At 63.1% G+C, this 21,982-nt stretch carries 20 protein-coding genes and 1 pseudogene; 6 read left to right on the top strand and 15 right to left on the bottom strand.

What is annotated here, in order from left to right:
* Positions 1–371: 371 nt before the first annotated feature.
* Positions 372–1,640 carry a multidrug effflux MFS transporter gene (locus ASU23_RS06815; RefSeq protein WP_100084653.1) on the top strand — a complete coding sequence of 423 codons (1,269 nt, stop codon included), beginning with the start codon at positions 372–374 and terminating at the stop codon, positions 1,638–1,640.
* Here the strand turns inward: ASU23_RS06815 and mraY are convergent.
* Positions 1,637–2,713 carry a phospho-N-acetylmuramoyl-pentapeptide-transferase gene (gene mraY / locus ASU23_RS06810; protein WP_003941316.1) on the bottom strand — a complete coding sequence of 359 codons (1,077 nt, stop codon included), beginning with the start codon at positions 2,711–2,713 and terminating at the stop codon, positions 1,637–1,639. The two genes, ASU23_RS06815 and mraY, sit on opposite strands and share 4 nt — an antisense overlap.
* An 85-nt stretch (positions 2,714–2,798) precedes the next feature.
* Between mraY and ASU23_RS06805 the strand changes: the two genes are divergently transcribed.
* A complete protein-coding gene (locus ASU23_RS06805; protein WP_020970065.1) occupies positions 2,799–3,332 on the top strand; it encodes a MarR family winged helix-turn-helix transcriptional regulator in 534 nt (177 codons plus the stop codon).
* 93 nt (positions 3,333–3,425) lie between these two features.
* On the opposite strand, the gene ASU23_RS06800 is transcribed toward ASU23_RS06805, so the two are convergent.
* From ASU23_RS06800 to ASU23_RS06750, 11 genes are all read right to left on the bottom strand, one after another.
* The gene (locus ASU23_RS06800; protein WP_003941374.1) at positions 3,426–4,202 is read right to left on the bottom strand and encodes an enoyl-CoA hydratase; all 777 of its coding nucleotides are present in this window, start codon (positions 4,200–4,202) and stop codon (positions 3,426–3,428) included.
* Positions 4,202–5,095 carry a 3-hydroxyisobutyrate dehydrogenase gene (gene mmsB, locus ASU23_RS06795; protein WP_003941308.1) on the bottom strand — a complete coding sequence of 298 codons (894 nt, stop codon included), beginning with the start codon at positions 5,093–5,095 and terminating at the stop codon, positions 4,202–4,204. Before mmsB ends, ASU23_RS06800 begins: the two co-directional genes overlap by 1 nt.
* Before the next feature lie 23 nt (positions 5,096–5,118).
* The gene (locus tag ASU23_RS06790) at positions 5,119–6,177 is read right to left on the bottom strand and encodes an enoyl-CoA hydratase/isomerase family protein (protein WP_042923165.1); all 1,059 of its coding nucleotides are present in this window, start codon (positions 6,175–6,177) and stop codon (positions 5,119–5,121) included.
* Positions 6,174–7,334, bottom strand: coding sequence for an isobutyryl-CoA dehydrogenase (locus ASU23_RS06785; protein ID WP_007726145.1), 1,161 nt, complete (start codon positions 7,332–7,334; stop codon positions 6,174–6,176). The genes ASU23_RS06790 and ASU23_RS06785 overlap by 4 nt, the downstream gene beginning before the upstream one ends.
* A 14-nt stretch (positions 7,335–7,348) precedes the next feature.
* Positions 7,349–8,866 carry a CoA-acylating methylmalonate-semialdehyde dehydrogenase gene (locus ASU23_RS06780; protein ID WP_003941275.1) on the bottom strand — a complete coding sequence of 506 codons (1,518 nt, stop codon included), beginning with the start codon at positions 8,864–8,866 and terminating at the stop codon, positions 7,349–7,351.
* 129 nt (positions 8,867–8,995) lie between these two features.
* Entirely contained in the window at positions 8,996–9,718 is a 723-nt protein-coding gene (locus tag ASU23_RS06775) for a copper homeostasis protein CutC (protein WP_058037603.1), read from the bottom strand.
* Position 9,719: 1 nt separating this feature from the next.
* Positions 9,720–10,499, bottom strand: coding sequence for a glucosamine-6-phosphate deaminase (gene nagB, locus ASU23_RS06770; RefSeq protein WP_058037602.1), 780 nt, complete (start codon positions 10,497–10,499; stop codon positions 9,720–9,722).
* A complete protein-coding gene (locus ASU23_RS06765) occupies positions 10,487–11,728 on the bottom strand; it encodes an N-acetylglucosamine-6-phosphate deacetylase (protein WP_082661357.1) in 1,242 nt (413 codons plus the stop codon). Before ASU23_RS06765 ends, nagB begins: the two co-directional genes overlap by 13 nt.
* On the bottom strand, positions 11,725–13,398 hold the full coding sequence (ptsP, locus tag ASU23_RS06760; protein ID WP_058037601.1) for a phosphoenolpyruvate--protein phosphotransferase: 1,674 nt from the start codon (positions 13,396–13,398) through the stop codon (positions 11,725–11,727). Before ptsP ends, ASU23_RS06765 begins: the two co-directional genes overlap by 4 nt.
* Positions 13,398–13,667 (bottom strand): HPr family phosphocarrier protein, encoded by a 270-nt coding sequence (locus tag ASU23_RS06755; protein WP_003941322.1) that lies wholly within the window; start codon positions 13,665–13,667, stop codon positions 13,398–13,400. Before ASU23_RS06755 ends, ptsP begins: the two co-directional genes overlap by 1 nt.
* Positions 13,668–13,669: 2 nt before the next feature.
* Positions 13,670–15,013, bottom strand: a complete 1,344-nt coding sequence (locus tag ASU23_RS06750; protein WP_003941307.1) for a PTS transporter subunit EIIC — start codon at positions 15,011–15,013, stop codon at positions 13,670–13,672.
* Between the two features lie 327 nt (positions 15,014–15,340).
* Between ASU23_RS06750 and ASU23_RS06745 the strand changes: the two genes are divergently transcribed.
* Complete coding sequence (locus ASU23_RS06745; protein ID WP_003941324.1) at positions 15,341–15,571, top strand: glucose PTS transporter subunit EIIB; 231 nt, start codon at positions 15,341–15,343, stop codon at positions 15,569–15,571.
* Positions 15,568–16,026 carry a glucose PTS transporter subunit IIA gene (locus tag ASU23_RS06740; protein WP_019749215.1) on the top strand — a complete coding sequence of 153 codons (459 nt, stop codon included), beginning with the start codon at positions 15,568–15,570 and terminating at the stop codon, positions 16,024–16,026. The genes ASU23_RS06745 and ASU23_RS06740 overlap by 4 nt, the downstream gene beginning before the upstream one ends.
* 55 nt (positions 16,027–16,081) lie before the next feature.
* On the opposite strand, the gene ASU23_RS06735 is transcribed toward ASU23_RS06740, so the two are convergent.
* From ASU23_RS06735 to ASU23_RS06725, 3 genes are all read right to left on the bottom strand, one after another.
* Entirely contained in the window at positions 16,082–16,831 is a 750-nt protein-coding gene (locus ASU23_RS06735) for a GntR family transcriptional regulator (protein WP_007726130.1), read from the bottom strand.
* A gap of 149 nt (positions 16,832–16,980) precedes the next feature.
* Positions 16,981–17,754: an SWIM zinc finger family protein gene (locus ASU23_RS06730; protein ID WP_058037600.1), complete on the bottom strand. Its 774-nt coding sequence runs from the start codon at positions 17,752–17,754 to the stop codon at positions 16,981–16,983.
* On the bottom strand, positions 17,751–20,567 hold the full coding sequence (locus ASU23_RS06725) for a DEAD/DEAH box helicase (RefSeq protein ID WP_058037599.1): 2,817 nt from the start codon (positions 20,565–20,567) through the stop codon (positions 17,751–17,753). The genes ASU23_RS06730 and ASU23_RS06725 overlap by 4 nt, the downstream gene beginning before the upstream one ends.
* A 63-nt stretch (positions 20,568–20,630) precedes the next feature.
* Here ASU23_RS06725 and ASU23_RS06720 point away from each other — a divergent pair, with 63 nt between their 5' ends.
* Positions 20,631–21,551, top strand: a complete 921-nt coding sequence (locus ASU23_RS06720) for an NADP-dependent oxidoreductase (protein ID WP_058037598.1) — start codon at positions 20,631–20,633, stop codon at positions 21,549–21,551.
* 107 nt (positions 21,552–21,658) lie between these two features.
* Positions 21,659–21,850: pseudogene (locus tag ASU23_RS34755) on the top strand (deoxyribonuclease); the annotation flags it as partial.
* Positions 21,851–21,982 lie beyond the last annotated feature (132 nt).

Below are 21,982 nucleotides of genomic sequence, written 5' to 3'. Positions count from 1 at the left end.
TGTCACAGGGTTGGTCCTTCTTGGTCGAGAACGGCTATTTCGCAATTCCCATTCTCGCGCCGAGGACCAGCCCGTCTACTTCAGTCCCGCGTCAGCAACGTCCGTACCCGCAACACCTAGCCACTCAGCCACACCCGCGTCAGTGAGTAACTCTGCCCTGAGTGACGATCTCGAACCACAGTTCCGCTCAGCATGATTCGAGTGCATTCTCACCAAGCGTTCCAGTCTCTGGGAAAAGTGCGGGCCTTTCGGGAACAAATCGGTCAGTCTCGATGCTGACTCCCTCGGTGGGCGCAGGTCATTCGATTGCGGCCCGACTTTCGACCGAACGACCGAGCAATTCGCCAGACCCAGACAACCCAGAAGGTTTCATGAGTGCCGAGAACACCGCCATCGCCCCGCCTGTGAAGGCAGCTCCGCTCTTGGAGACGGCCCCGCTGGATACGAGCAGTGTCGACCGCAAGCCGAGCGTCGGGAAGATTCTTGCCCTCGGTTCCATGACCGCGCTCGGGCCCTTCACCATCGACATGTACCTGCCCGCGCTGCCGGATATCGGCGCCGATCTCGGAGTCTCGTCGTCAACGGTTCAGCTGACGATCACCGGAACTCTCATCGGCCTCGCACTCGGACAGCTGTTGGTCGGGCCGCTCTCGGACACTCTCGGCCGCAAGAAGCCGCTGCTCGCCGGGATCGGTGTGCACATCCTGGCTTCGCTGCTGGCGGTCTTCGCACCGAGCATCGCTGTCCTCGGCATCCTGCGGGTTTTCCAGGGCATGGGCGCGGCGGCCGCGGCAGTGGTCACCATGGCGATCGTGCGCGACCTCTACAGCGGTAACACCGTTGCCGTCGTGATGAGCCGGCTGATGCTCGTGCTCGGCGTTGCGCCGATCCTGGCGCCCAGCATCGGTGGCGCCCTCCTCGTCGCCCTCGACTGGCGCGGGATCTTCGTCGTCCTGGCACTGATCGGCGTCGGCACGGCGATGATCGGTGCGTTCGGACTGTCCGAAACATTGCCGAAGGAAAAGCGTCGCCCGAGCGGATTGACGTCGGTTCTCCGTACCTACGGTTCGCTGCTCGGCGACCGCACGTTCATGGTCCTCACGCTCGTCTCCAGCGTCGGCATGGCGTCGTTGTTCGCGTATGTCTCGGGCGCGTCGTTTGTCTATCAGGATCAGTACGGCCTCAACCAGCAGGAGTTCGCGCTGCTCTTCAGCGCAGGCGCTATCGCGTTGATCGGCGCTTCCCAGGTCAACGTCCGACTGCTCGACCGGTGGACTCCTCAGCAGATCACCAAGTGGGCCCTCGTGGCTGCCGTTGTCTCCGGGGCCGTCGTCATTGCTGTCGCGGTCCTGGAACTGGGCGGGCTCGCTGGATTCGTGATCGCACTGTGGGTCATGGCCGGCGCCATCGGGTTCGTTCTGCCCAACGCCCCGGCACTGGCGCTCGCTCGTCACGGCGAAGCGGCCGGTACTGCCGCCGCAATGCTCGGTGCATTCCAGTTCGGCGTCGGTGCGGCCATCGCGCCGGCCGTCGGCCTACTGGGAAACACGAGCACAGCCCTGGCCGTCACGATGACGGCGTGTGTGTCGCTCGGTCTGATCGCTCTTCTGGCTACGACCCGAAAGAGTGAATCGGTCTAACCGGCAGCGGAGAACCACTCGCTGTAGAAGGTGGCAAGTCCCAGGACGCACGAGATCGCGACGAAGATCCAGAATCTTGCGATCACGACGGTTTCCGGCCAACCGAGTAACTCGAAGTGATGATGGATCGGGGCCATCTTGAATACGCGTCGACCGGACGATCGGAAGACCAGAACCTGGATGATCACCGACAGGATCTCAGCGACGAACAGGGCGCCGATGATGACCATCAGCAGCTCGGTGTGCGTCGTGACGGACAGGCCGACAACCAGGCCGCCGAGTGCCAAGGAGCCGGTGTCGCCCATGAAGATCTGAGCCGGGGCGGCATTCCACCAGAGGAAGCCGAGGCACGCCCCGCCTGCGGCGGCAGCGACGATCGCTAGATCGAGAGGGTCACGAACGTCGTAGCAACCGGCGGCAGGCTCGAGGACACACGAGTTCCGGTACTGCCAACCGGCGATGACGACGTAGGTCCCCAGGATCATGCCCATCGAACCGGCCGCGAGACCGTCGAGGCCGTCGGTGAAATTGACGGCGTTGGACCAGGCGAACACCAGAATGCAGAAGAAGACCACAAAGCCGATGGCACCCATGGAGAACACCGAGATGTCACGAACATGGGACAGGTACTGGCTTCCGGGAGTGACTCCGTTGTTGTTGGAGAACTGCAGGAACAAAATGCCGAAGATGATGGCACTCGCCAGCTGACCGACGGTCTTCGCTGTCTTGTTGAGCCCGAGATTGCGCTTCTTACGGATCTTGATGAAGTCGTCGAGAAAGCCGACGATTCCCAGTGACGTGGCGAGCGCGAGAACCAGCCAACCGGATGCAGACAGCCGCGGTAGCCGCGAGCCGAATCCGATGATGTGTGCCGCCAGGTAGCCCGCCCACATACCGGCGATGATCGCGATCCCGCCCATCGACGGGGTGCCACGCTTGCCCTGATGACTCTGCGGACCCTCGATCCGAATCTCGTGCCCGAGCCCCTGCCGCGAAAGCACACGAATGAGAAACGGAGTCAGGAAGAGCGCGACGAACAACGAGACGCCACCCGCTACGAGGATTGAAATCACCCGTGGGACTCTACAGACGTAAGCGGCTGCGACACACAATCAGACAAGGCACCCGACCGCTTGCCAGCATGGGATGATCGAACTTATGTCTCCCCCCGCGCCGCTCCCCCTCGACCCCATCGAAGAGGCGCATCGTCAGTGGACGAAGCACGGTTGGAGCGATGTCGCCGACGGTATGGCTGCGGTCACGTCGGTGATGCGTGCGCAGCAGATCATGATGGCGCGGGTCGAAGAGGTACTCAAGCCTCTCGGGCTGACCTTCGCCCGCTACGAACTGCTGACGCTTCTCACCTTCACCAGGTCGGGCGCACTCCCGATGGCCAAGGCAAGTGCCCGACTCCAGGTTCACCCCACCAGCGTCACCAATGCCGTCGACCGTTTGGAGAAAGCGGAGTTGGTCAGGCGGGTCCCGCATCCCAGCGATCGCCGTGCAACGCTCATCGAGATCTCGGACGCCGGTCGCGCACTGGCCCTCGAAGCCACCGAAATGCTCAACAGCAAGGTGTTCGCTCACCCCGGACTCCAGCAGGACAAGCTCGAGCAATTGGTGACGATCCTCACTGAACTTCGCAAGACTGCGGGTGACTTCGACACCGGCGGCGCACCGACCAAGTGGTGAACCGACCACCCGTACACACAAAGAAACTGCCCTCACACTCTCGACGAGTGTGAGGGCAGTTTCAGCGCTGTTGAAATTCGGCGCTGTTGAAATTCAGCGATGCTTGAATTCTGCCGACCGCTTCTCCACGAACGCGGTCATGCCTTCCTTCTGATCCTCCGTCGCGAAGGTCGAGTGGAACACCCGACGCTCGAAGCGGACGCCCTCGGCGAGGGTGGTCTCGAAGGAGCGGTTGACTGCTTCCTTGGCCATCATCGCAATCGGCAGCGACATCTCGGCGATGGTGGTTGCGGTCTTCAGGGCATCGTCGAGCAGATCGGCGGCCGGAACGATCCGGGCAACCAGGCCTGCACGTTCGGCTTCTTCTGCGTCCATGTTGCGGCCGGTGAGGCACAGCTCCATGGCCTTGGCCTTGCCCACGGCGCGCGTAAGGCGCTGCGAGCCACCGATACCCGGAATGACACCGAGCTTGATCTCGGGCTGGCCGAACTTCGCGGTATCCGAAGCGATGATGAAATCGCAGAGCATCGCAAGCTCGCAGCCACCACCGAGCGCGTATCCGGAGACGGCGGCGATCAGCGGCTTACGAGCTGCTGCGACGCGATCCCACGGGGTGAAGAAATCCTCGACGTATGCGTCCATGTACGTCTTGGACTGCATTTCCTTGATGTCGGCACCGGCGGCGAAGGCGCGCTCGGAACCGGTGATCAGGATGGCTCCGATGCCGTTGTCCGCCTCGAGGTCGGCAACCGCGGCGACGACCTCGTTCATCAGCTCGGAGTTCAGCGCGTTGAGAGCCTTCGGGCGGTTGAGCGTGATGACGCCGACGCGACCCTTACGCTCGAGGATGATGGTGTTGAAGTCGGTCACTACTGTCCTTCGGTCGAACGGTCACGGATGTCGTTGATGATGGCAGAGAAGTCCTGACCGCCACCGCCCGCGGCATGGAAGCGACTGTAGAGTTCCGCGGCCTTGAGTCCGATCTCCGCATCGACGCCGTTGTTGCGCAGCGCATTTGCTGCCAGACCCAGGTCCTTGTCCATCAGTGCAACAGCAAAGCCAGGCTGGTAGTCGTTGTTGGCCGGGCTGGTGGGCACAGGTCCCGGAACCGGGCAGTTGGTAGTCAGTGCCCAGCACTGCCCCGAGGCGTTGGACGCCACGTCGAAGAGCGCCTGGTTGCTCAGGCCGAGCTTTTCGCCCAACACGAACGCCTCGCTGATCGCGATCATCGAAATGCCGAGGATCATGTTGTTGCAGATCTTGGCTGCCTGGCCGACACCGGCGTCGCCGCAGTGAACGACCTTGCGGCCCATCACGTCCAGCAACGGTGACGCGGCTTGGAAGTCAGCCTCGGAACCGCCGACCATGAATGCCAGCGTGCCTGCGGTAGCCCCGACGACTCCACCGGAGACCGGTGCGTCGACGCTGCGGTGACCGGCCGCTTCGGCCTTGTCGTGTGCCTCGCGGGCGTCGGCGACGTCGATGGTGGAACAGTCGATGAACAGCGTGCCCGGTGTTGCCACCGGCAGCAGCTCTTCGTACAGACCCAGAACGTGCTTACCGCTCGGCAGCATCGTGATCACGACGTCGGCACCGCGAACGGCGTCGACCGCCGAATCCGCCACCGATGCACCGTCTTTGACTGCCTGCTCCAGCGCCGCAGGTGCCAGGTCGAAACCGACGACCTTGTGTCCGGCCTTGACGAGATTGGCCGCCATCGGGCCACCCATGTGACCGAGTCCGATAAATCCAATGGTGCTCATTAGTGATGCTCCTTCGGCGGTGATCAGTTGCCTTGCGGTTGAGGGGCGAGTCCGAGCTCGTTGTCGCCCAGCGGGGCGAAGTAGGCGTCGACGGATTCTGCCGTGACGTCGTCGAGAGTTGCCGGCAACCACTTCGGGTTTCGGTCCTTCTCCACGACCTGGGCGCGAATGCCCTCGACCAGATCGTGTGAGGCGAGCGCAGCGGTCGAGACCCGGAACTCCTCGTTGAGGACTTCTTCCAAGCTTGCTGCTTCCTTGGCATGCCGCAGGGATCGCAGGGTCACCGACAGTGCAATCGGGGACTTGCCGAGAATCTGCTCCGCTGCCTTCTCCGCTTCGGGGATTCCACTTGCGCGAAGACGCTCGACGATGGTGGATACGTCGTCGGCGGAGTACGCGGCGTCGATCCAGCTCTGCTGGGCCAACAGTTCCGACACCGGAGCCGGCTCCGCGTACTGCGCCACGGCGTCGGCAACCGAAGACGACGCGAGTGCGGCGATGAACGTCTCGATGTTCTCCGACGGGATGAAGTGGTCAGCGAAACCTGCTGCGATGGCATCGCCGGCGCTCAGTCGCGCCGTGGTGAGCGCGATGTGCGTCCCGAGTTCACCGGGAGCACGCGAGAGCAGGTAAGTTCCGCCCACGTCTGGAATGAAACCGATTCCGGTCTCGGGCATTCCGATCATCGAGCGCTCGGTCACGATGCGAATGTCGCCGTGTGCGGACACTCCGACGCCACCGCCCATGACGATCCCGTCCATGATCGCGACGTACGGCTTCGGGTAGTTCGCGATCTCGGAGTTGAGGATGTACTCCTCACGCCAGAAGTCGAGCGAACCGGTCTTGCCGTCCTTGGCGTCATGGTAGATCGAGACGATGTCGCCGCCGGCGCACAGACCACGCTCGCCGGCGCCCGTGAGTACGACTGCCTTGACGTCGTCGTCGGACTTCCATTCCTCGAGGGCCTTGGCCATCGCCTTGACCATCGAGTGGTTGAGGGCATTGATCGCCTTGGGACGGTTGAGAGTGATGAGCCCCAGTCCGTCACGCTTTTCGATCAATACCTCGAGCTCGTCGCTCATGCTGCTCCTTGCTTTCCCTGACCTGATGCGACCACGCTGCGCGCGATGACCACCCTCATGATCTCGTTGCTGCCTTCGAGGATCTGATGAACCCGAAGATCGCGGACGATCTTCTCGATCCCGTACTCAGCAAGATAGCCGTACCCGCCGTGAAGCTGGAGAGCCTTGTTGGCTACGTCGAACCCGGTGTCGGTGGCAAAGCGCTTGGCCATCGCACACAACTCCACGACGTCGGACGCTCCGTCTTCGAGTGCGGCAGCGGCGCGCCACAGCAACGTCCTGGCCGCTTCGAGTTCGGTACGCATGTCGGCGAGCTGGAACTGCAGGGCCTGCGACTCGATCAGTGCCGAACCGAAAGCTTTGCGGTCCACCAGATATGCGACTGCCTTCTCCAGCGCTGCCTGGGCCCCACCAACCGAACAGGCGGCGATGTTCAGCCGGCCGCCGTTGAGACCTTTCATGGCGATGCGGAATCCGCTGCCCTCTTCACCGAGCATGTTGGCGGCAGGAACTCGCACGTCTTCGAAGATCACCTGACGGGTGGGCTGCGCGTTCCAGCCCATCTTGACCTCGTTGGCACCGAAGGACAGTCCGGGCGAATCCTTGGGCACGATGAACGCCGAGATCCCCTTGGCGCCGGCAGATCCGGTGCGCGCCATCACGACGTACACGTCGGAAGTGCCTGCGCCGGAGATGAACTGCTTGACGCCGTTGAGGATGTAGTCGTCACCGTCGCGAACGGCCTTGGTGCTCAGGCCCGCAGCATCGGAGCCAGCGCCGGGTTCGGTGAGGCAGTAGCTGCCCAGTTGATCCATCGAGCAGAGTCCGGGAACCCACTTGTGGCGCTGTTCGTCGTTGCCGAACTGGTCGATCATCCACGTGACCATGTTGTGGATGGAGATGTACGCGGCGATCGACGGATCGCCCTTGGCCAGCTCTTCGAAGATCCGGGCAGCGTCGACGCGGCTCAGCTCACTGCCGCCCACGTCTTCACGAATGTAGATACCGCCCATTCCCAGGGACGCCGCCTTACGGAGGACGTCCACCGGGAAATGCTTGGTCTGATCCCACTCCACTGCGTTGGGCGCCAGATGCTCGGCCGCAAAGTCGCGGGCAGTGTCACGAATCGCCCGCTCGTCATCGGTCAGAGTAAACATGGAAAGTGTTCCGATCAGTTCATCGTGGGGATGACGAAGTGGTTGGTCTCTTCCTTCTTGCCGGAAGGCCAGCGCTGCGTCACGGTCTTGGTCTTGGTGTAAAAGCGGAAGGAGTCGGGACCGTGCTGGTTCAGGTCACCGAATCCGGAGCGCTTCCAGCCACCGAAGGTGTGGTACGCGATCGGGACCGGGATCGGCACGTTCACGCCGACCATGCCGACGTTGACGCGAGCGGTGAAGTCACGCGCGGTGTCGCCGTCGCGGGTGAAGATGGAGACGCCGTTGCCGTACTCGTGTTCGGTCGGAAGACGCAGTGCCTCTTCGTAATCGGCAGCGCGGACCACCTGAAGGACGGGTCCGAAGATCTCTTCCTTGTAGATGCGCATGTCCGAGGTGACGTTGTCGAACAGGGTTGCGCCGGCGAAGAATCCACCTTCGTGGCCTTCGAGGGTGAAGCCGCGGCCGTCGACGACTGCCGTTGCGCCCTCGTCGATGCCGATCTGCACGTAGTTGTTGACGCGGTCGAGGGCATCCTGGCAAACGAGCGGTCCGAAATCGACGCCTTCGTCGTCACTGCGACCGATCTTGAGCTTCGCGACGCGCTCCTTCAGCTTCGCAACAAGAGCGTCCGCGGTCTCCTCGCCGACGGGAACGGCAACCGAGATGGCCATGCAACGCTCGCCGGCGCTGCCGTAGCCTGCACCGATCAGGGCGTCGGCAACCTCGTCGAGGTCCGCGTCCGGCATGACGATCGCATGGTTCTTGGCGCCACCGAAGCACTGTGCGCGCTTGCCGTGAGCTGCGGCCGTCTCGTAGATGTACTGAGCGATCGGCGTGGAGCCGACGAAGCCGACAGCCTTGATTCGGTCGTCGGTGAGCAGAACGTCGACAACTTCCTTGTCACCGTTGACCACGTTGAACACACCCGCGGGCAGTCCCGCCTCGAGGAACAGTTCAGCCAGGCGCAGCGGGACGGAGGGGTCGCGCTCGGAGGGCTTGAGGATGAAGGCGTTACCGGCGGCGAGGGCGGGGCCGGCCTTCCACAGCGGGATCATCGCGGGGAAGTTGAAGGGCGTGATGCCTGCAACGACGCCGAGCGGCTGGCGCATGGAGTACACGTCGATGCCGGTGCCGGCACTCTCGGTGAATTCGCCCTTGAGCAGGTGCGGAGCGCCGACGGCGAACTCGATGACCTCGAGGCCACGCTGGATGTCGCCCTTGGCGTCGGCGACGGTCTTGCCGTGCTCGGACGAGAGGAGGCGGGCCAGAGAATCCATCTCGGCCTGGGCGAGCTGCAGGAACTTCATCAGCACGCGGGCACGCTTCTGCGGGTTGAACGCTGCCCACACCTGCTGCGCCTCTTCGGCATTGGCGATGATGGCTTCGGTCTCGGCCTTGCTCGCGAGGGGAACGCGGGCCTGCACCTTGCCGGTGTTGGGATCGAACACGTCCGCAAATCGATCAGATGTCCCGGGAACACGCTTGCCACCGACGAAGTGCGTCAACTCGTGAACCGTCGCATTTTCAACCATTGTGCTAACCCGTTCCTTGCTCGTATGGACCGCCCAGGAGGCAGCAGTGAATATGTCTACCATCCTATAGTTGGATGTCCATGTATGTCTAGAGCCCAAGGGCTGTGCGCCTTTATTAACCGCGGGGGGTTAATAAAGGCGCACAGCGCGGAGCGCGACTGCCGCTTCCTGCGCGACTACTGCATCGGTGACGTCGTATCCGTCCGATCCCCCACCAGGTCCGCCGGAAACTGCGACAACCTTGCGCGCCGAGAGATGCACCGCATCGACGCCGACGGCAGCGATTGCCGGGATGTCGTCGACGGTTATTCCGCCACCTGCCATGATCTGGATCCGGCCCGCGGCATGTTCGACCATTCGACCGATCTCGTCGAGTCCCTCGTTGCAAGTGTCCGCACCCCCGGACGTCAGCACGCGGGTCACGCCCAGGTCGATCAGTTCGTCCAGCGCGGTCAGACGGTCGGTCACCACGTCCATCGCACGATGTACTGTCACCTCGACTCTCGCCCGGTCCACGCATCCGATGATGCGGCGCAGCACGACGGTGTCGATCGAATTGTCTTCTGTCAGCGCGCCGATCACGATGCCGGAAGCTCCACCGGCCACAGCAGCATGTACGTCGTGCTCCATCACCCACACTTCGTCGGGTGAGAACACAAAACCTCCGGCGCGCGGACGGATCAGCGGGTGAACCGCGATCCCCACCTCCGTCGCAGCCTCGATCACTCCGATGCTGGGCGTCAATCCCCCCGTCGGGCCGAGTGCCGCACACAACTCGACTCGAGTCGCTCCCACCGAACGCGCGATCCTCGCCCCCCGCACGTCCTGTACAGCCAGCTCCAGAACCGTCATGTCAGAAGGACTGCCACGACGGCTTGTGTTCGAGCGCATACCGGTAGTAGTCGGCAAGTTTGAGTGAACTGGCCGCAGCTTCGTCGATGACGACGGTGACATGGCGATGCAATTGCATCACCGAAGCCGGGCAGAAAGCAGACAACGGACCTTCGACGGCAGCGGCGATCGCATCAGCCTTGCCTTCTCCGGTCGCGATCATCACCAGATGCCTTGCATCGCTGATGGTTCCGAGGCCCTGGGTGAGCACGTGATGTGGGACGTCGTCCACACCGTCGAAGAAGCGTGCGTTGTCGATCCGGGTCTGCTCGGTCAGCGTCTTCACGCGGGTTCTCGAGGTCAACGACGATCCGGGCTCGTTGAAGCCGATGTGGCCGTCGGTACCGATGCCGAGCAACTGCACGTCCACTCCCCCGGCCGACGCGATGCCTTGGTCGTACCGGGCGATCTCCTGCTCCGGGCACGGCGCTTCACCGTTGGGACTGGACACCATCGCGGGATCCAGGTTGACGTGATCGACGAACTCCGACCGAATCACCGAGTAGTACGACTGCGGATGGCGTTTCGGCAATCCCAGGTACTCGTCGAGCAGGAATGCCCGAGCCAGCGAGAAGTCGAGTTCGGCGTCGCGATGCCTCGCTGCCAGTTCACGATAGGTTCCGATCGGCGACGACCCCGTTGCGAGACCGAGCGTCGTCGCCCCGGCTCTGACGTAGCCTTCGACGATGTCCGCGACGGTCGAGTCGACCTCCGCGGGTGTCGGCTGAATTACGATTTCCATGATTTTTCCTTTCCGGCGGCTTTTCCGCCGAGTAGTACACGCCCCAGGCGCAATTGACGATCGGTGACCACGATGTCGGCTCGGCAGCCCACGGCTAGCGATCCGATCAGGTCGCCGAGCCCCAGCAGATGCGCTGGGCTCCGAGTTGCCGCTGCGACAGCGTCTTCCAGCGCGACGCCGCCGTCGAAGACGGTGCTGCGCAGCACGTCGAGCAACCTCGCGGTCCCTCCGGCGATCGCGCCGACCGAGCCGTCGGTCGTCGCGAGCCGTGCGACGCCCGCCTGTACGGTGACGTCGAGCGCACCGAGTTGGTAGTCGCCGTCGTCCATTCCCGCCGCGGCCATCGAATCGCTGACCAAGGCGATCTGGTCCGGTCCGACAGCGTCGAAGACCATCGACACGGTCTCGGGCGCAAGATGCACACCGTCTGCGATCAGTTCCACCACCATCTCGCCTCTCGCGGCAGCCGCCAGGCACGCCGCGACGGGACCCGGAGATCGATGGTGCAGGGGCGGCATCCCGTTGAAGAGGTGGGTCGCGCTGATCTGTCCGGCCCAATCCCCGTGCACCGCAGCATCGATGCGCGCCGACGTCGTTGCCGCGTCGGCATCGGTGTGACCGAAACTCGGCACGATGTTGCGATGACGCATGATCGCGAGCAACTCTTCGAAATTCTCGGTCTCGGGCGCCAAGGTCATGGACCGCACGGTCCCCCGCGCAGCGTCACACACGGCTTCGAGCAGATCCGGATCACCGGGAATGATCGCTGCCGGATCCTGGGCACCGCAGCGGACGCCGTTGATGAACGGCCCCTCGAGGTGGATACCCAGAAGTTCTCCGCGTTCGACCAGATCGGCGAGCATCGTTGCTTGTCGCACCAGATCTGCGCGCGGTGCGGAGACCAGGCTGGCCAGCATTCCGGTCGTGCCGTGCTCACAATGATGCGCCGCCGCGCGGCTCGCTCCATCGGCGTCGGTGTTCGGGAAACCGGCGCCCGCGGCGCCGTGGCTGTGGACATCGATCAGGCCGGGCATGATCACCGTGTCGGTGCGTTCCGGAATGACGACGACGGGTGTGGACGCCACATAGTCCGCAGCCGAGCCGACCCAACTGATCTTTTCGCCGTCCACGACGACGACTCCGTCGTGAATCTTCCCGGCCGGAGATCCGATCACCGTTCCCCGCAACACGATCGGATCGCCGACAGCAGCCGAGCCTGATGTACTCATGCCGACTCGCGAATCCGCGCGACGGCCGCTCTACCCTCGATCGGGTTTCGCGCGCCCCGCGCCGCCGCGGCCATGTCCTTACACACCGCCAGATCGAGAGAGGCCAGTTGCGCGCGAACTGCGCCCAATGCCGGGACCGACATCGACAGACTCGTCACGCCCAAACCGACCAGAACCGGAGCCAACAGCGGGTCAGACGCGGATTCTCCGCACACACCAACAGGTTTTCCGGCATCGGCGCCAGCCTGACCGACCATCGCGATCAGATCGAGGACCGCCGGCTGCCACGGATCGAGCAGTTGCGCCAGACCTCCGGCCATACGATCCACGGCGCAGGTGTACTGGCTCAGATCATTGGTACCGATACTGACAAAATCGAGGTGCTCGAGGATATCCTTCGCCCGCAACGCTGCAGCTGGAACCTCGATCATTGCTCCGACCTTGCCGATCCCCCGCGAACGCGCAAGTTCTGCAAAGTCTTTCGCCTCGTCGGCCGTAGCTACCATCGGCGCCATGACCCACAGATCGGCGCCCGTCGCATTGCCTGCCGCCGCGAGGGCGTCGAGCTGGCTGATGAGTGTGTCGGGATAAACCGTGCCGACACGGAGCCCGCGGATACCAAGGGCCGGATTCTCCTCGACCCCGAGATCGAGAAACGGCAACGGCTTGTCCGAACCCGAATCGAGAGTGCGGACCACCACCTTCTGTCCGGCGAAGTGCCCGAGCACCGACGCGTACGTCTGTGCTTGCTCCTCCACCGACGGTGCGTCGTGACGCCCGAGATACGAGAATTCGGTACGGAACAGTCCGACGCCCTCGCAATCCGCCGCTCCGGCCCGCGCGGCGTCCTCGAGGGTTCCGATGTTGGCCGACAACCTCACCGCGAACCCGTCACGCGTGCGTCCTGGACCCTGTGCCGAAGCCGACTGCTCTGCCACGAACGATGCTTCGAGGACAGCGCGCTCGCGCGTTTCTGCCGAGGGATCGATGGTGACCGTCCCGGTGGTGCCGTCGAGGATGAGAAGTTTCCCCTCCGCCAGCAGATCGGTTCCCGAACAGTTGACCACGGCCGGGATTCCGAGCGACTTCGCCAAGATAGCCGTATGGCTGGTCGGACCTCCTTCGGCAGTCAACAATCCGACCACGTCACTGGTGCCCAGCGTCGCTGTATCCGCCGGAGCGAGGTCGCGCGCCACCAGTATGTACGGGTAACCGGGAGTGGGGATTCCGGGCATCGGCTCCCCTCGAAGAACGGCCACGGCTCGCTGCCCGAGATCGCGCAGATCGGTTGCCCGTTCGGCCATGAACCCGCCGAGCGCCGTGAGCTTTTCACAGAAGGCGTCGAAGGCGACTGCGACGGCGTGTGCGGTCGGCAGCCCCGATTCCAGGTTCGCCTTGGCCGCCTTCACGATGCCCGCGTCGCGCGCCATCGCAGCCGACGTCGTCAGGATCTCCGCGGAGACGCCCTCGACTGTCTTTGCACGCGAGAGCAGTTCCTCCGCGACGGCGTCCAGTGCCTCACGGATCCTGATCAGCTCCGCCTCGGGACTGCCCGTGATCGGGTCCGCCGCCGAGGTCGGCTCAGGCGTGGAGAATCGCAACCACGGCGCGCAGACCGAACCCGCGCTCACTCCGATACCCGCGATGCGGTTGTCCACACTCGCCGTCATCAGGCTTCGTCCAGTTCGGATGCGAGAAGCTCTGCGAGCGAACCGACCGCAGCGTCGGCGCCGTCACCGTCAGCACGCAAGGTCACCGAATCCCCGAATGCTGCACCGAGAGTCATGACAGACAACATGCTGGAGGCATCGACGGGTTCGCCGTCGCCGAGCGCGATGGTGACGTCTACCGGTAGATCGGCTGCGGCGCGCGCGAAGAGCGCTGCGGGTCGTGCGTGGAGTCCGACGCGGGATCCGATTGTCGTGGTTGCGATCGCCATGTTCAGCGTCCTTCCAGTTCCTTGTCGAGCTTGTTTTCCAGTTCGGCGACGAGCGGGGCGTCGGTGCGGCTGTCACCTTCGGCAGCCAGTGCCAGTTCGGCCTCGAGCAGCGCTGGGTCGGGCTCACCTGCAGCCACCTCGACCTCTTCTTCTCGTCCTGGCGTGCGCAGATTCCACTTCTTGATGACGAAGCTGAAAAGGAAGTAGTAGATCACGGCGTAGCCGAGTCCGATCGGGATCAACATCCATGCGTTGGTTGCCTTGCCGAAGTTCAACACGTAGTCGAAGAAGCCTGCGGAGAACGTGAATCCGTCGTGAATCCCGAGCGCATTGACCAAGGCCATCGACGTTCCGGTCAGGAGCGAGTGGATGACGTACAGGGGCCACGCGACGAACATGAAGGAGAATTCGAGTGGCTCGGTGATACCGGTGAGGAATGCGGTCAGGCCGGTGGAGAGCATGATGCCGCCGACGAGCTTCTTCTGAGAAGGCTTGGCGTTACGCCAGATTGCGAAGGCTGCAGCGGGGAGGGCGAACATCATGATCGGGAAGAAGCCGGTCATGAACGTACCGGCGGAGGGGTCGCCGGCGAAGAACCGGTTGAGGTCACCGCGAACGATTTGACCGCTCGCGTCCTGGTAGTCGCCGATCAGGAACCACACGGCGGAGTTCAAGATGTGGTGCAGGCCCGTGGGGATCAGGAGGCGGTTCGCTGCGCCGTAAATGCCGCCGCCCACAACAGTATTGGAAGCAACTGCTTCACCGACCCAGTTGAGGCCGGAGTTGAACAAGGGGTACACGAATGCCATCAGGACACCGACCACAAGACCGGTGATCGCTGTCAGGATGGGAACGAGCCTGCGCCCGTTGAAGAACCCGAGATAATCGGGAAGCTTCGTTCGATAGAACCGCTGCCACAAGATCGCCGACAGCAAGCCCATCACGATACCGGCGAGCACACCGTAGTTGATCAGGGATTGATCCCCGTTCGGGTCCGTCTTCCCTTCGAGGACGATCGGCGACATCGCCTTGAACACGCCGTCGATCACCATGTAGCCGACGACGGCTGCCAAGGCAGTCGATCCGTCGGCCTTCTTGGCCCAGCCGATCGCGATACCGACGGCGAAGATCAGCGGCAGCCACGTGAAGACTGCTTGTCCTGCCGCAGAGATCACTGCAGCAGCACTGTGCATCGAACTGAATCGCCCGAGCAGGTCGTCCTGGCCGAGGCGGAGCAAGATTCCCGCAGCCGGCAGAACGGCGATCGGAAGCATCAAGCTTCGGCCGAGGCGTTGAACCCCGGCGAACACTTTCGATTCCTTCTTCGGGGTGTCTTCGAGAGTCATCAAGGACCTTCTTCGTTCGCCGGGCCGCGTCGCGATCGGCCGCTGGTTCTGGAAATTCGGGTGTCGTACACGTGCAGGTTTCGTGAAAATGCAGGTCACGGTTCTTGCTCGGAAGTGAGGCCGAAACCGTTTTGTCGAAACTGTTGTGGAGCCGGACTTCCAACGGGTACTGTCCGGTCATAACCAGTTGTAGTTTTACCTGGTGGAGGCGAGTTGTCAACACCCAAATGTGACATACGTAACCGGGATAGCCTTGACCAGCAACTAGTCAGCCCACCTGCACGACCGTTCAACGATCACGACCAACCCGACAATCAGGAGCAGCAAATGTCGAAAGCGGAAGCAATCATCAAGGGCCTCGGCGGCGCAGAGAACATCGTCGAGATCGAGGCTTGCATCACCCGCCTGCGTACCGAGGTCAAGGACGGAGCGAAGGTGAACGAGTCCGCTCTCAAGGCTGCCGGCGCACACGGCGTACTCAAGGCCGGAACGGTTGTCCAGGTCATCGTCGGGCCCGAGGCCGACACCCTTGCCGAGGACATCGAGGACATCCTGTGACGGTCGTCCTCGCCCCGCTCCCCGGTCGGGTCGTCGCACTCGCTGACGTACCGGACCCGGTGTTCGCTCAGCAGATGGTCGGCTCGGGCGTCGCGATCGAACCCGCTCGCGGTCAGGGCCCACTCACGGTCGTGGCGCCGATCAGCGGAAAGATCCTGAAACTTCACCCCCACGCGTTCGTGATCTTCGGCGAGAAAGCCACCGGCGTGCTGGTCCATATCGGCATCGACACGGTCAAGCTCGAAGGCGACGGATTCACCCTCATCGCCGCCGAGGGTGACACCGTCGATGCGGGTGATCCCATTGTCAGCTTCGATCCAGCGCACATCGACACGACCGGTTACTCGGCGATCTGCCCGGTAGTCGTGATGGATTCCAAACCGGACACCGTCGAATCCCCTTCCGTCGGTGGGGACGTCGCCACTGGCGACACTCTGTTCGACTGGTCGGCGTAACGCAAAGGGCGAGCACACCGGAAGGTGTGCTCGCCCTTTGCGTTACGAACGATGACTATTGGTCGCCGCGCGTTTTGGGCCGCGCTTGGCCCTGGACTTCCATCTGCAACTGGTAGCGGTCGGATCGGTACCAACTGCGAGTGTGCTCGACCGGTGCGATCTCGCTGAACGACACTCGATCGAAGTACAGAACCGGAGCGCCCTTACGAGTGCCCAGGAGAGTCGCGATCTCCGTACTGGCACCATCGGCACTGACTGTCTGCTCTGCCCGATCGATCGGCTTGTCGTACTTGTCGGCGGTTGCCCGATAGATCGAACCCGTCAAGTCCATGTCGAGTAAACCCGGCAACAGTTCGGGATTGAACCAGCCGTCGTCCACGCTCACCGGCTCGCCGTCGGCAAGGCGCAAGCGCTTGACGTGGTAACCGTCGGAACCCGGTCGCATATTCAGTGCGGCAGCAGTGTTTTCGGGGACCGGCCCCTGTTCGCTGACCAGGACCACTGTCGTGGGGTGATGCCCCTGGGCGCGCATTTCCTCGGTGAAGGATGCAAGGTGCAGCTTGGATTGGACAGCACGGTGCGCAACGAAGGTTCCCTTGCCACGCACGCGAACGAGGTGTCCGTCATTGACCAGTTGCCCGATTGCCTCGCGAACGGTGATCCGACTGACGCCGTAGTCCTGCATCAGGTTTCGCTCGCTGGTCATCAAGTCGCCAGGCTGGAGTTCTTGGGTGCACTTGCGCAGGAGAATGGTGCGCAACTGTTCGTGTTTGGGTATTGCGCTGTCGCGCAAATGAACGGGCATCACAGCGACTGTCCCTCCGAGAAATGAATAGTCGTCTATTCGCCGACGACAACGACCTGAAATCGCAGGCAGGTCCCGACCGGACCGGTCCAATTAACGATACTGGAATTTACGACAGGAAACTAGCACCAGTCCGGAGTTGTCCGATTTCAACCGTCCAACCGTCGGTAGATGGACCGTATTTCGTCCAAGGCGACGTTCTGCTGAGCCATGTCCAATCCCAATGCCGCAACCGCCTCGCGCAACCGCCTGATATCCAGATCGTCGATCGCCGCGCGAAAAGGCACCTTCGGTAGCGCAGGGAGGGCAGCCGCGATTCCGAACCAATTCTCGACGTCCATCGAAACAGTCGACTCGTCTTCCACTCCCCCGATCAACTGCTCCAGGTCGACCCCGCGAAGTCTCAGCAACCTGAGCGGATCGGTGTCGATTCGCTCCGCGGTCAAGAACGCCACGGCCGCAGCGTGTTTGCACGGCCAACCGACATCGGGGCAGGTGCAGTCGAAGCGAAAAGCCGACGGGCCGTCCGGTATCAGTTGAGCAGCAAGCATGTCCGGGACAACGCCGGACACCAGTGCGGCAAGACTTCCCGGCACGCGGCGGATCTTGGTGATGATGTCGTCGATATCCGATTGGTCAAGGGTGTCGATCGACAGCGTGGAAACGAACGGTTGAAGTTGGCTGCCCTGAACCTCGGCCGTCACCACTCCTGGTTCGATGTCGAGCGCCAAGACCTGACCCGAACGCGCATACGTTCGCCCACGCGTGACACGAGGTTTGTCGCCGATCTCTTCGACGACCCGAACAAAAGCCTTGCCCCAGAACGTCCTCCCGAACGCTGGACGAGGCTTGACCGGCGCGGGTGCTCGCCGTCGAGGCCCGGTGTACTCACTGAAATCGGGGCCTTTACCGCGCGGACTCATTCGCCCACCGCGTCGTCGCCGAGTCGCAACAACTCGTCCAGTTGCTCGACGCTCATCTCCGTCACCCAGTTCTCACCGGTCCCGACTGCAAGTTCGGCGAGTTCACTTTTACTCGCGATCATCGTGTCGATTCGCTCTTCCAAGGTTCCGACGCACACCATCTTGCGTACCTGAACGTTCTTTCTCTGACCGATGCGGAAGACACGGTCCGTCGCCTGGTTCTCTACCGCCGGGTTCCACCATCTGTCGAGGTGAACCACATGGTTGGCCGCCGTGAGATTCAGACCCGTGCCGCCGGCCTTGAGCGAGAGCACCATGATGGGCGGGCCGCCTTCACCTTGAAATGCCTCGACCATTGCGTCGCGCCCGGCTTTCGACACTCCGCCGTGGAGAAACGGAACTTCGGTGGTGAACCGGTCGGCCAGGTACGGCACCACCAATTCGCCGAACTCACGAAACTGTGTGAACAACAGAACCTTCTCGTCGTCGCCGATGACCGACTCGACGATGTCCTCGACCAGTCCGAGCTTTCCCGAACGGTGTTGCCCGCGGCGCATCACCGGCGAACCGTCGCGCAGGAAGTGCGCGGGATGATTGCACACCTGTTTGAGTTTGGTCAGCGCAGACAGGACGGCGCCCTTGCGCTTCATCCCTTCCGTCCCCTTGATCTGCGCCATCATCTCGTCCACCACGGCGCGGTACAACGCGGCCTGCTCTTCGCTGAGATTCGCTCGAACCGTCATCTCCAACTTCTCCGGGAGATCCGCGATCACGGCGGGATCGGTCTTCACGCGCCGCAGCACAAAGGGGGACGTGACGGCTCGCAGTCGCGAGACGGCAAGCTGATCTTTTTCCCGCTCGATCGGCACGACAAACCTTTTGCGGAACATCTGCTCCGAGCCGAGTACACCGCGATTGGCAAAATCGAGGATTGACCGCAGCTCGTCCAGTCGGTTCTCCACCGGCGTTCCGGTCAGAGCAACGCGATGATCCGCGGGGATGCTGCGAGCAGCTCTCGCCTGAGATGTCTTGGCGTTCTTGATGTGTTGAGCCTCGTCGAGCACTACGCGCCGCCAGTCGATATCCTTGAGGGCCGCGACGTCGCGGGTCATGAGCGCGTAGGTGGTGATCACCAGATCACTCTCACGAACTGCCTGTTCCAACTCCGCCCCGGTAGCGCGATCCGAACCGTGATGAACGTAGACGCGCAAGCTCGGCACGAATCGCGCCGATTCACGCTGCCAGTTACCCACAACCGACATCGGGCACACCAAAAGGGTTGCTGTCTTGGACTTCTCGTGCGCAAGTAACGCCAACAGTTGCAGCGTCTTACCCAGACCCATGTCGTCGGCCAGAACAGCGCCGAGCCCGAGAGCACTCATGTACGCCAACCAGTCGAGACCGCGTCGTTGATACGGACGCAAAGTCGCGTTGACCGTCGACGGTACCGCGACCTGCCGCGGAGCCACCGACTGGTCGAGCAGTGCCGAGGCCCATCCGGTTGCTTTCACTTCCTCGACCGGCAGGTCTTTGAGGTCGTCGGCGATCAAGTCCTTGATCAGATCGACGATCGCTCGGTCCCCGCTCGAGTGCCGCTGACTGACAAAACGAGCCGCGCGGGCCAGGACGTCTTTGTCCGCCTGAACCCACTCGCCGCGCAACTGGACCAGATCGGACTTCGCATCGACGAGTCGGGTCATTTCCTCGGCGGTGAGTACCTTGTCTCCGAGCGCCAATTCCCAATCGTATTCCAGCAATTGGTCCATACCGACCGTACGATTCTCCGCAACGATCGGAGATGCCGCCGAGGTCACGCGCACACGCAGGGATGGAGACACCACGTTCCATGCGCGAGGAAGCAGCAGCGTGATCCCTCGCTCTCGCAGGACAATCGCGCCGTGTCCGACCAGGTCCATCACGACAGGTGTGGGCAGCAACAGGTCGAGGCTGTCCTCGTCACGCGGCACGTCGCGAAAACGTGGGTAAGCCTTGATTGCCTCTTCGAGTTTGCGGCTGCCGAGCTGGATACGTTTGGGATCTGCCCGGTGCAGTCGAACACGTTCGGGCGCTTCACCTTCAGGACGCAAACACACTTGCAGACGCCACAGCGCATCGTCGTCGGGATCGGAATTGTCGTCGAGTTCAGGCTCGATCAGCCGCAGAACCAGGTCCGGCTCTCCGGCGGTGAACGTCGACCCCCATTCGGCGAGTCCCTCGACCGCTCGTACCGACACGTCGTCGAAAGCGTCCCCGGACAATACGGCCTGCCACAGCGGGGTCTGCACCACCGGATTTGAGTCCCCGAGAGCACGACGGACGATCGGGTCCGTGAGTTCGTTCGTGATGTCTTCGATCGTCGCCCTCGGCGAACCGACCGCCCGCTGCACCGGCGGCATGGCCACTACCAATTCGCCGATCCAGGCGCGCTGGCGTTCCCCCACAGACAACTGCCACCGCGGCCACCAACTACCCTCGGCTCGCGTCAGCGCCGGCACCACCCGTCCGGCGCGCACCCACCGGTCTATTCCTCGCGCCACATGTACGAGAAAGTGCAGGTCTCCCGCAATTCGCTGATCGTCGGCCTTGAACCGCAGCAGGAGATCGACTGCGTCCGGCGGCGCCAACGCAACAGCTGCGTACTCACTCTGCAAAGGCCCGCCAGGTACGGGCGGCATAGCGACATTCACACGATGACGGAACTTGCGATGCAGGACAGCACTGACCGGATCACGGGGATCGTCGGTCCCGGCACCGTCGTGCCCGTCGACCCACAGTTTGAGCCCCGATCCCGGTGACCAGAGTCCATGCAGCATCCGACCATCCAATCAGGTGCCACCGACACCACTTCCCGCCTACCGGGCAATAGGCTGGCAGGCATGACGACGGCATACGGCTTCACCGAGTACGGCGGACCCGACACACAGTCCTACTTCGACGTCACCTTGCCCCCACCGGGTGCCGGCCAACTGCTGGTGTCGGTCCGAGCGGCGGGCGTCAACCCCGCTGACTGGAAAGTTCGCGCGGGTACTCGAAAAGATACTGTCCCGGTGACGCTGCCTGCGGTTCTGGGCCGCGAAGTGTCCGGTGTTGTCATCGGAGTAGGTCCGCGGGTCACCGAGTTCGAGGTCGGCGACGAAGTGTTCGGCGCTACCGCGACCGGCTTCGGCGGCTACGCCGCGTCGACATTGCTCAACGTCTCCTCGACAGCACACAAGCCGCCTACCGTGTCCTGGGCCGATGCCGCAGTGCTGACGGTTGCGGCAGGAACGGCCTACGACGCACTCCACGATCTCGGTCTGAAACCCGGGGCGACACTCCTGCTGCTCGGCGCCGGCGGCGGCGTTGGTCGCAGCACGATCGCGCTTGCACTGGCGCGGAGTATCAACGTGATCGGTGTCGCGAGCGAGTCCAAGAGAACCGCGATCGACGAAGCGGGAGCACGTTGGGTTGCGTCGGGGGACGGCTTCGCAGACGACGTGTCCGCGTTGTCCCCAGTCGGAGTGGACGCGGTTTTCGACCTGGTCGGCGGGGACACTCTCACTCGCGGCGCTGAGCTAGCCCGACCGGACGCACCGATCCTGAGCATCGCCGATCCTCTGGCGGCGAGCCGACTCGGCGGCGGTGGTGTCGAACGCCGAAGAACTACAGCAGTATTCACGGAGATCGCGGCGCTCGTGGCCGACGGGACCCTCGACCCGTCCGTGTCCGGGCGGTACCCATTCTCCCGCGCTGGGGAAGCGCTCGCTGCAGTCGAAGACGGCCATGCCGCCGGCAAAGTGGTGATCGAGTTCGGCTGATTCCTGTCGGCCCCCGATGGTTCAATCACCGTCTACGACGGACGGCGTTGAATCACCGTCTACGACGGGCGGCGTTGAATCACCGTCTACGACGGGCGGGGGCACAGGTGGTTGCACGGTTATCTGCGATCCTGTCGACGCTCGCGCTCGTATGTCTCGTCGCGTCCTGCGGATGGTTCGGGGACGAGCGTCTCGAGTCGGCCCCGGGCAGCCCCACGCGATCGGAACTGGAAGAGTTGCTGTCCCGGACAGCGATTGTCGACACCCGACCACATCCGGGTGGATACCAGCGCGGCTGCGGTAACGGCGAGGCCCCGTTGACTGAACTAAATGCTGAACGGTGCAGGTCTGAAGGGGTGGGGTCGATGTGGGTCGGTAGCTTGCGGACATGAGCGAAGGGGAAAGTCCGAGAGATCTGTCGGGGCTGGTGG

It is taken from the genome of Rhodococcus sp. KB6 (assembly GCF_001445685.1).
GTDB classification, from domain to species: Bacteria; Actinomycetota; Actinomycetes; order Mycobacteriales; family Mycobacteriaceae; genus Rhodococcus_F; species Rhodococcus_F qingshengii.
The sequence above is the reverse complement of the archived record's forward strand: the minus strand, read 5'-3'. Positions and strand labels throughout refer to the sequence as shown.

Coding starts and splice junctions, on each gene's coding strand:
- ASU23_RS06815 (WP_100084653.1), top strand. CDS start 372: ATGAGTGCCGAGAACACCGCCATCGCCCCGCCTGTGAAGGCAGCTCCG.
- ASU23_RS06805 (WP_020970065.1), top strand. CDS start 2,799: ATGTCTCCCCCCGCGCCGCTCCCCCTCGACCCCATCGAAGAGGCGCAT.
- mmsB (WP_003941308.1), bottom strand. CDS start 5,095: ATGAGCACCATTGGATTTATCGGACTCGGTCACATGGGTGGCCCGATG.
- ASU23_RS06790 (WP_042923165.1), bottom strand. CDS start 6,177: ATGAGCGACGAGCTCGAGGTATTGATCGAAAAGCGTGACGGACTGGGG.
- ASU23_RS06785 (WP_007726145.1), bottom strand. CDS start 7,334: ATGTTTACTCTGACCGATGACGAGCGGGCGATTCGTGACACTGCCCGC.
- ASU23_RS06780 (WP_003941275.1), bottom strand. CDS start 8,866: ATGGTTGAAAATGCGACGGTTCACGAGTTGACGCACTTCGTCGGTGGC.
- ASU23_RS06775 (WP_058037603.1), bottom strand. CDS start 9,718: ATGACGGTTCTGGAGCTGGCTGTACAGGACGTGCGGGGGGCGAGGATC.
- nagB (WP_058037602.1), bottom strand. CDS start 10,499: ATGGAAATCGTAATTCAGCCGACACCCGCGGAGGTCGACTCGACCGTC.
- ASU23_RS06765 (WP_082661357.1), bottom strand. CDS start 11,728: ATGAGTACATCAGGCTCGGCTGCTGTCGGCGATCCGATCGTGTTGCGG.
- ptsP (WP_058037601.1), bottom strand. CDS start 13,398: ATGACGGCGAGTGTGGACAACCGCATCGCGGGTATCGGAGTGAGCGCG.
- ASU23_RS06755 (WP_003941322.1), bottom strand. CDS start 13,667: ATGGCGATCGCAACCACGACAATCGGATCCCGCGTCGGACTCCACGCA.
- ASU23_RS06750 (WP_003941307.1), bottom strand. CDS start 15,013: ATGACTCTCGAAGACACCCCGAAGAAGGAATCGAAAGTGTTCGCCGGG.
- ASU23_RS06745 (WP_003941324.1), top strand. CDS start 15,341: ATGTCGAAAGCGGAAGCAATCATCAAGGGCCTCGGCGGCGCAGAGAAC.
- ASU23_RS06735 (WP_007726130.1), bottom strand. CDS start 16,831: ATGCCCGTTCATTTGCGCGACAGCGCAATACCCAAACACGAACAGTTG.
- ASU23_RS06730 (WP_058037600.1), bottom strand. CDS start 17,754: ATGAGTCCGCGCGGTAAAGGCCCCGATTTCAGTGAGTACACCGGGCCT.
- ASU23_RS06725 (WP_058037599.1), bottom strand. CDS start 20,567: ATGCTGCATGGACTCTGGTCACCGGGATCGGGGCTCAAACTGTGGGTC.
- ASU23_RS06720 (WP_058037598.1), top strand. CDS start 20,631: ATGACGACGGCATACGGCTTCACCGAGTACGGCGGACCCGACACACAG.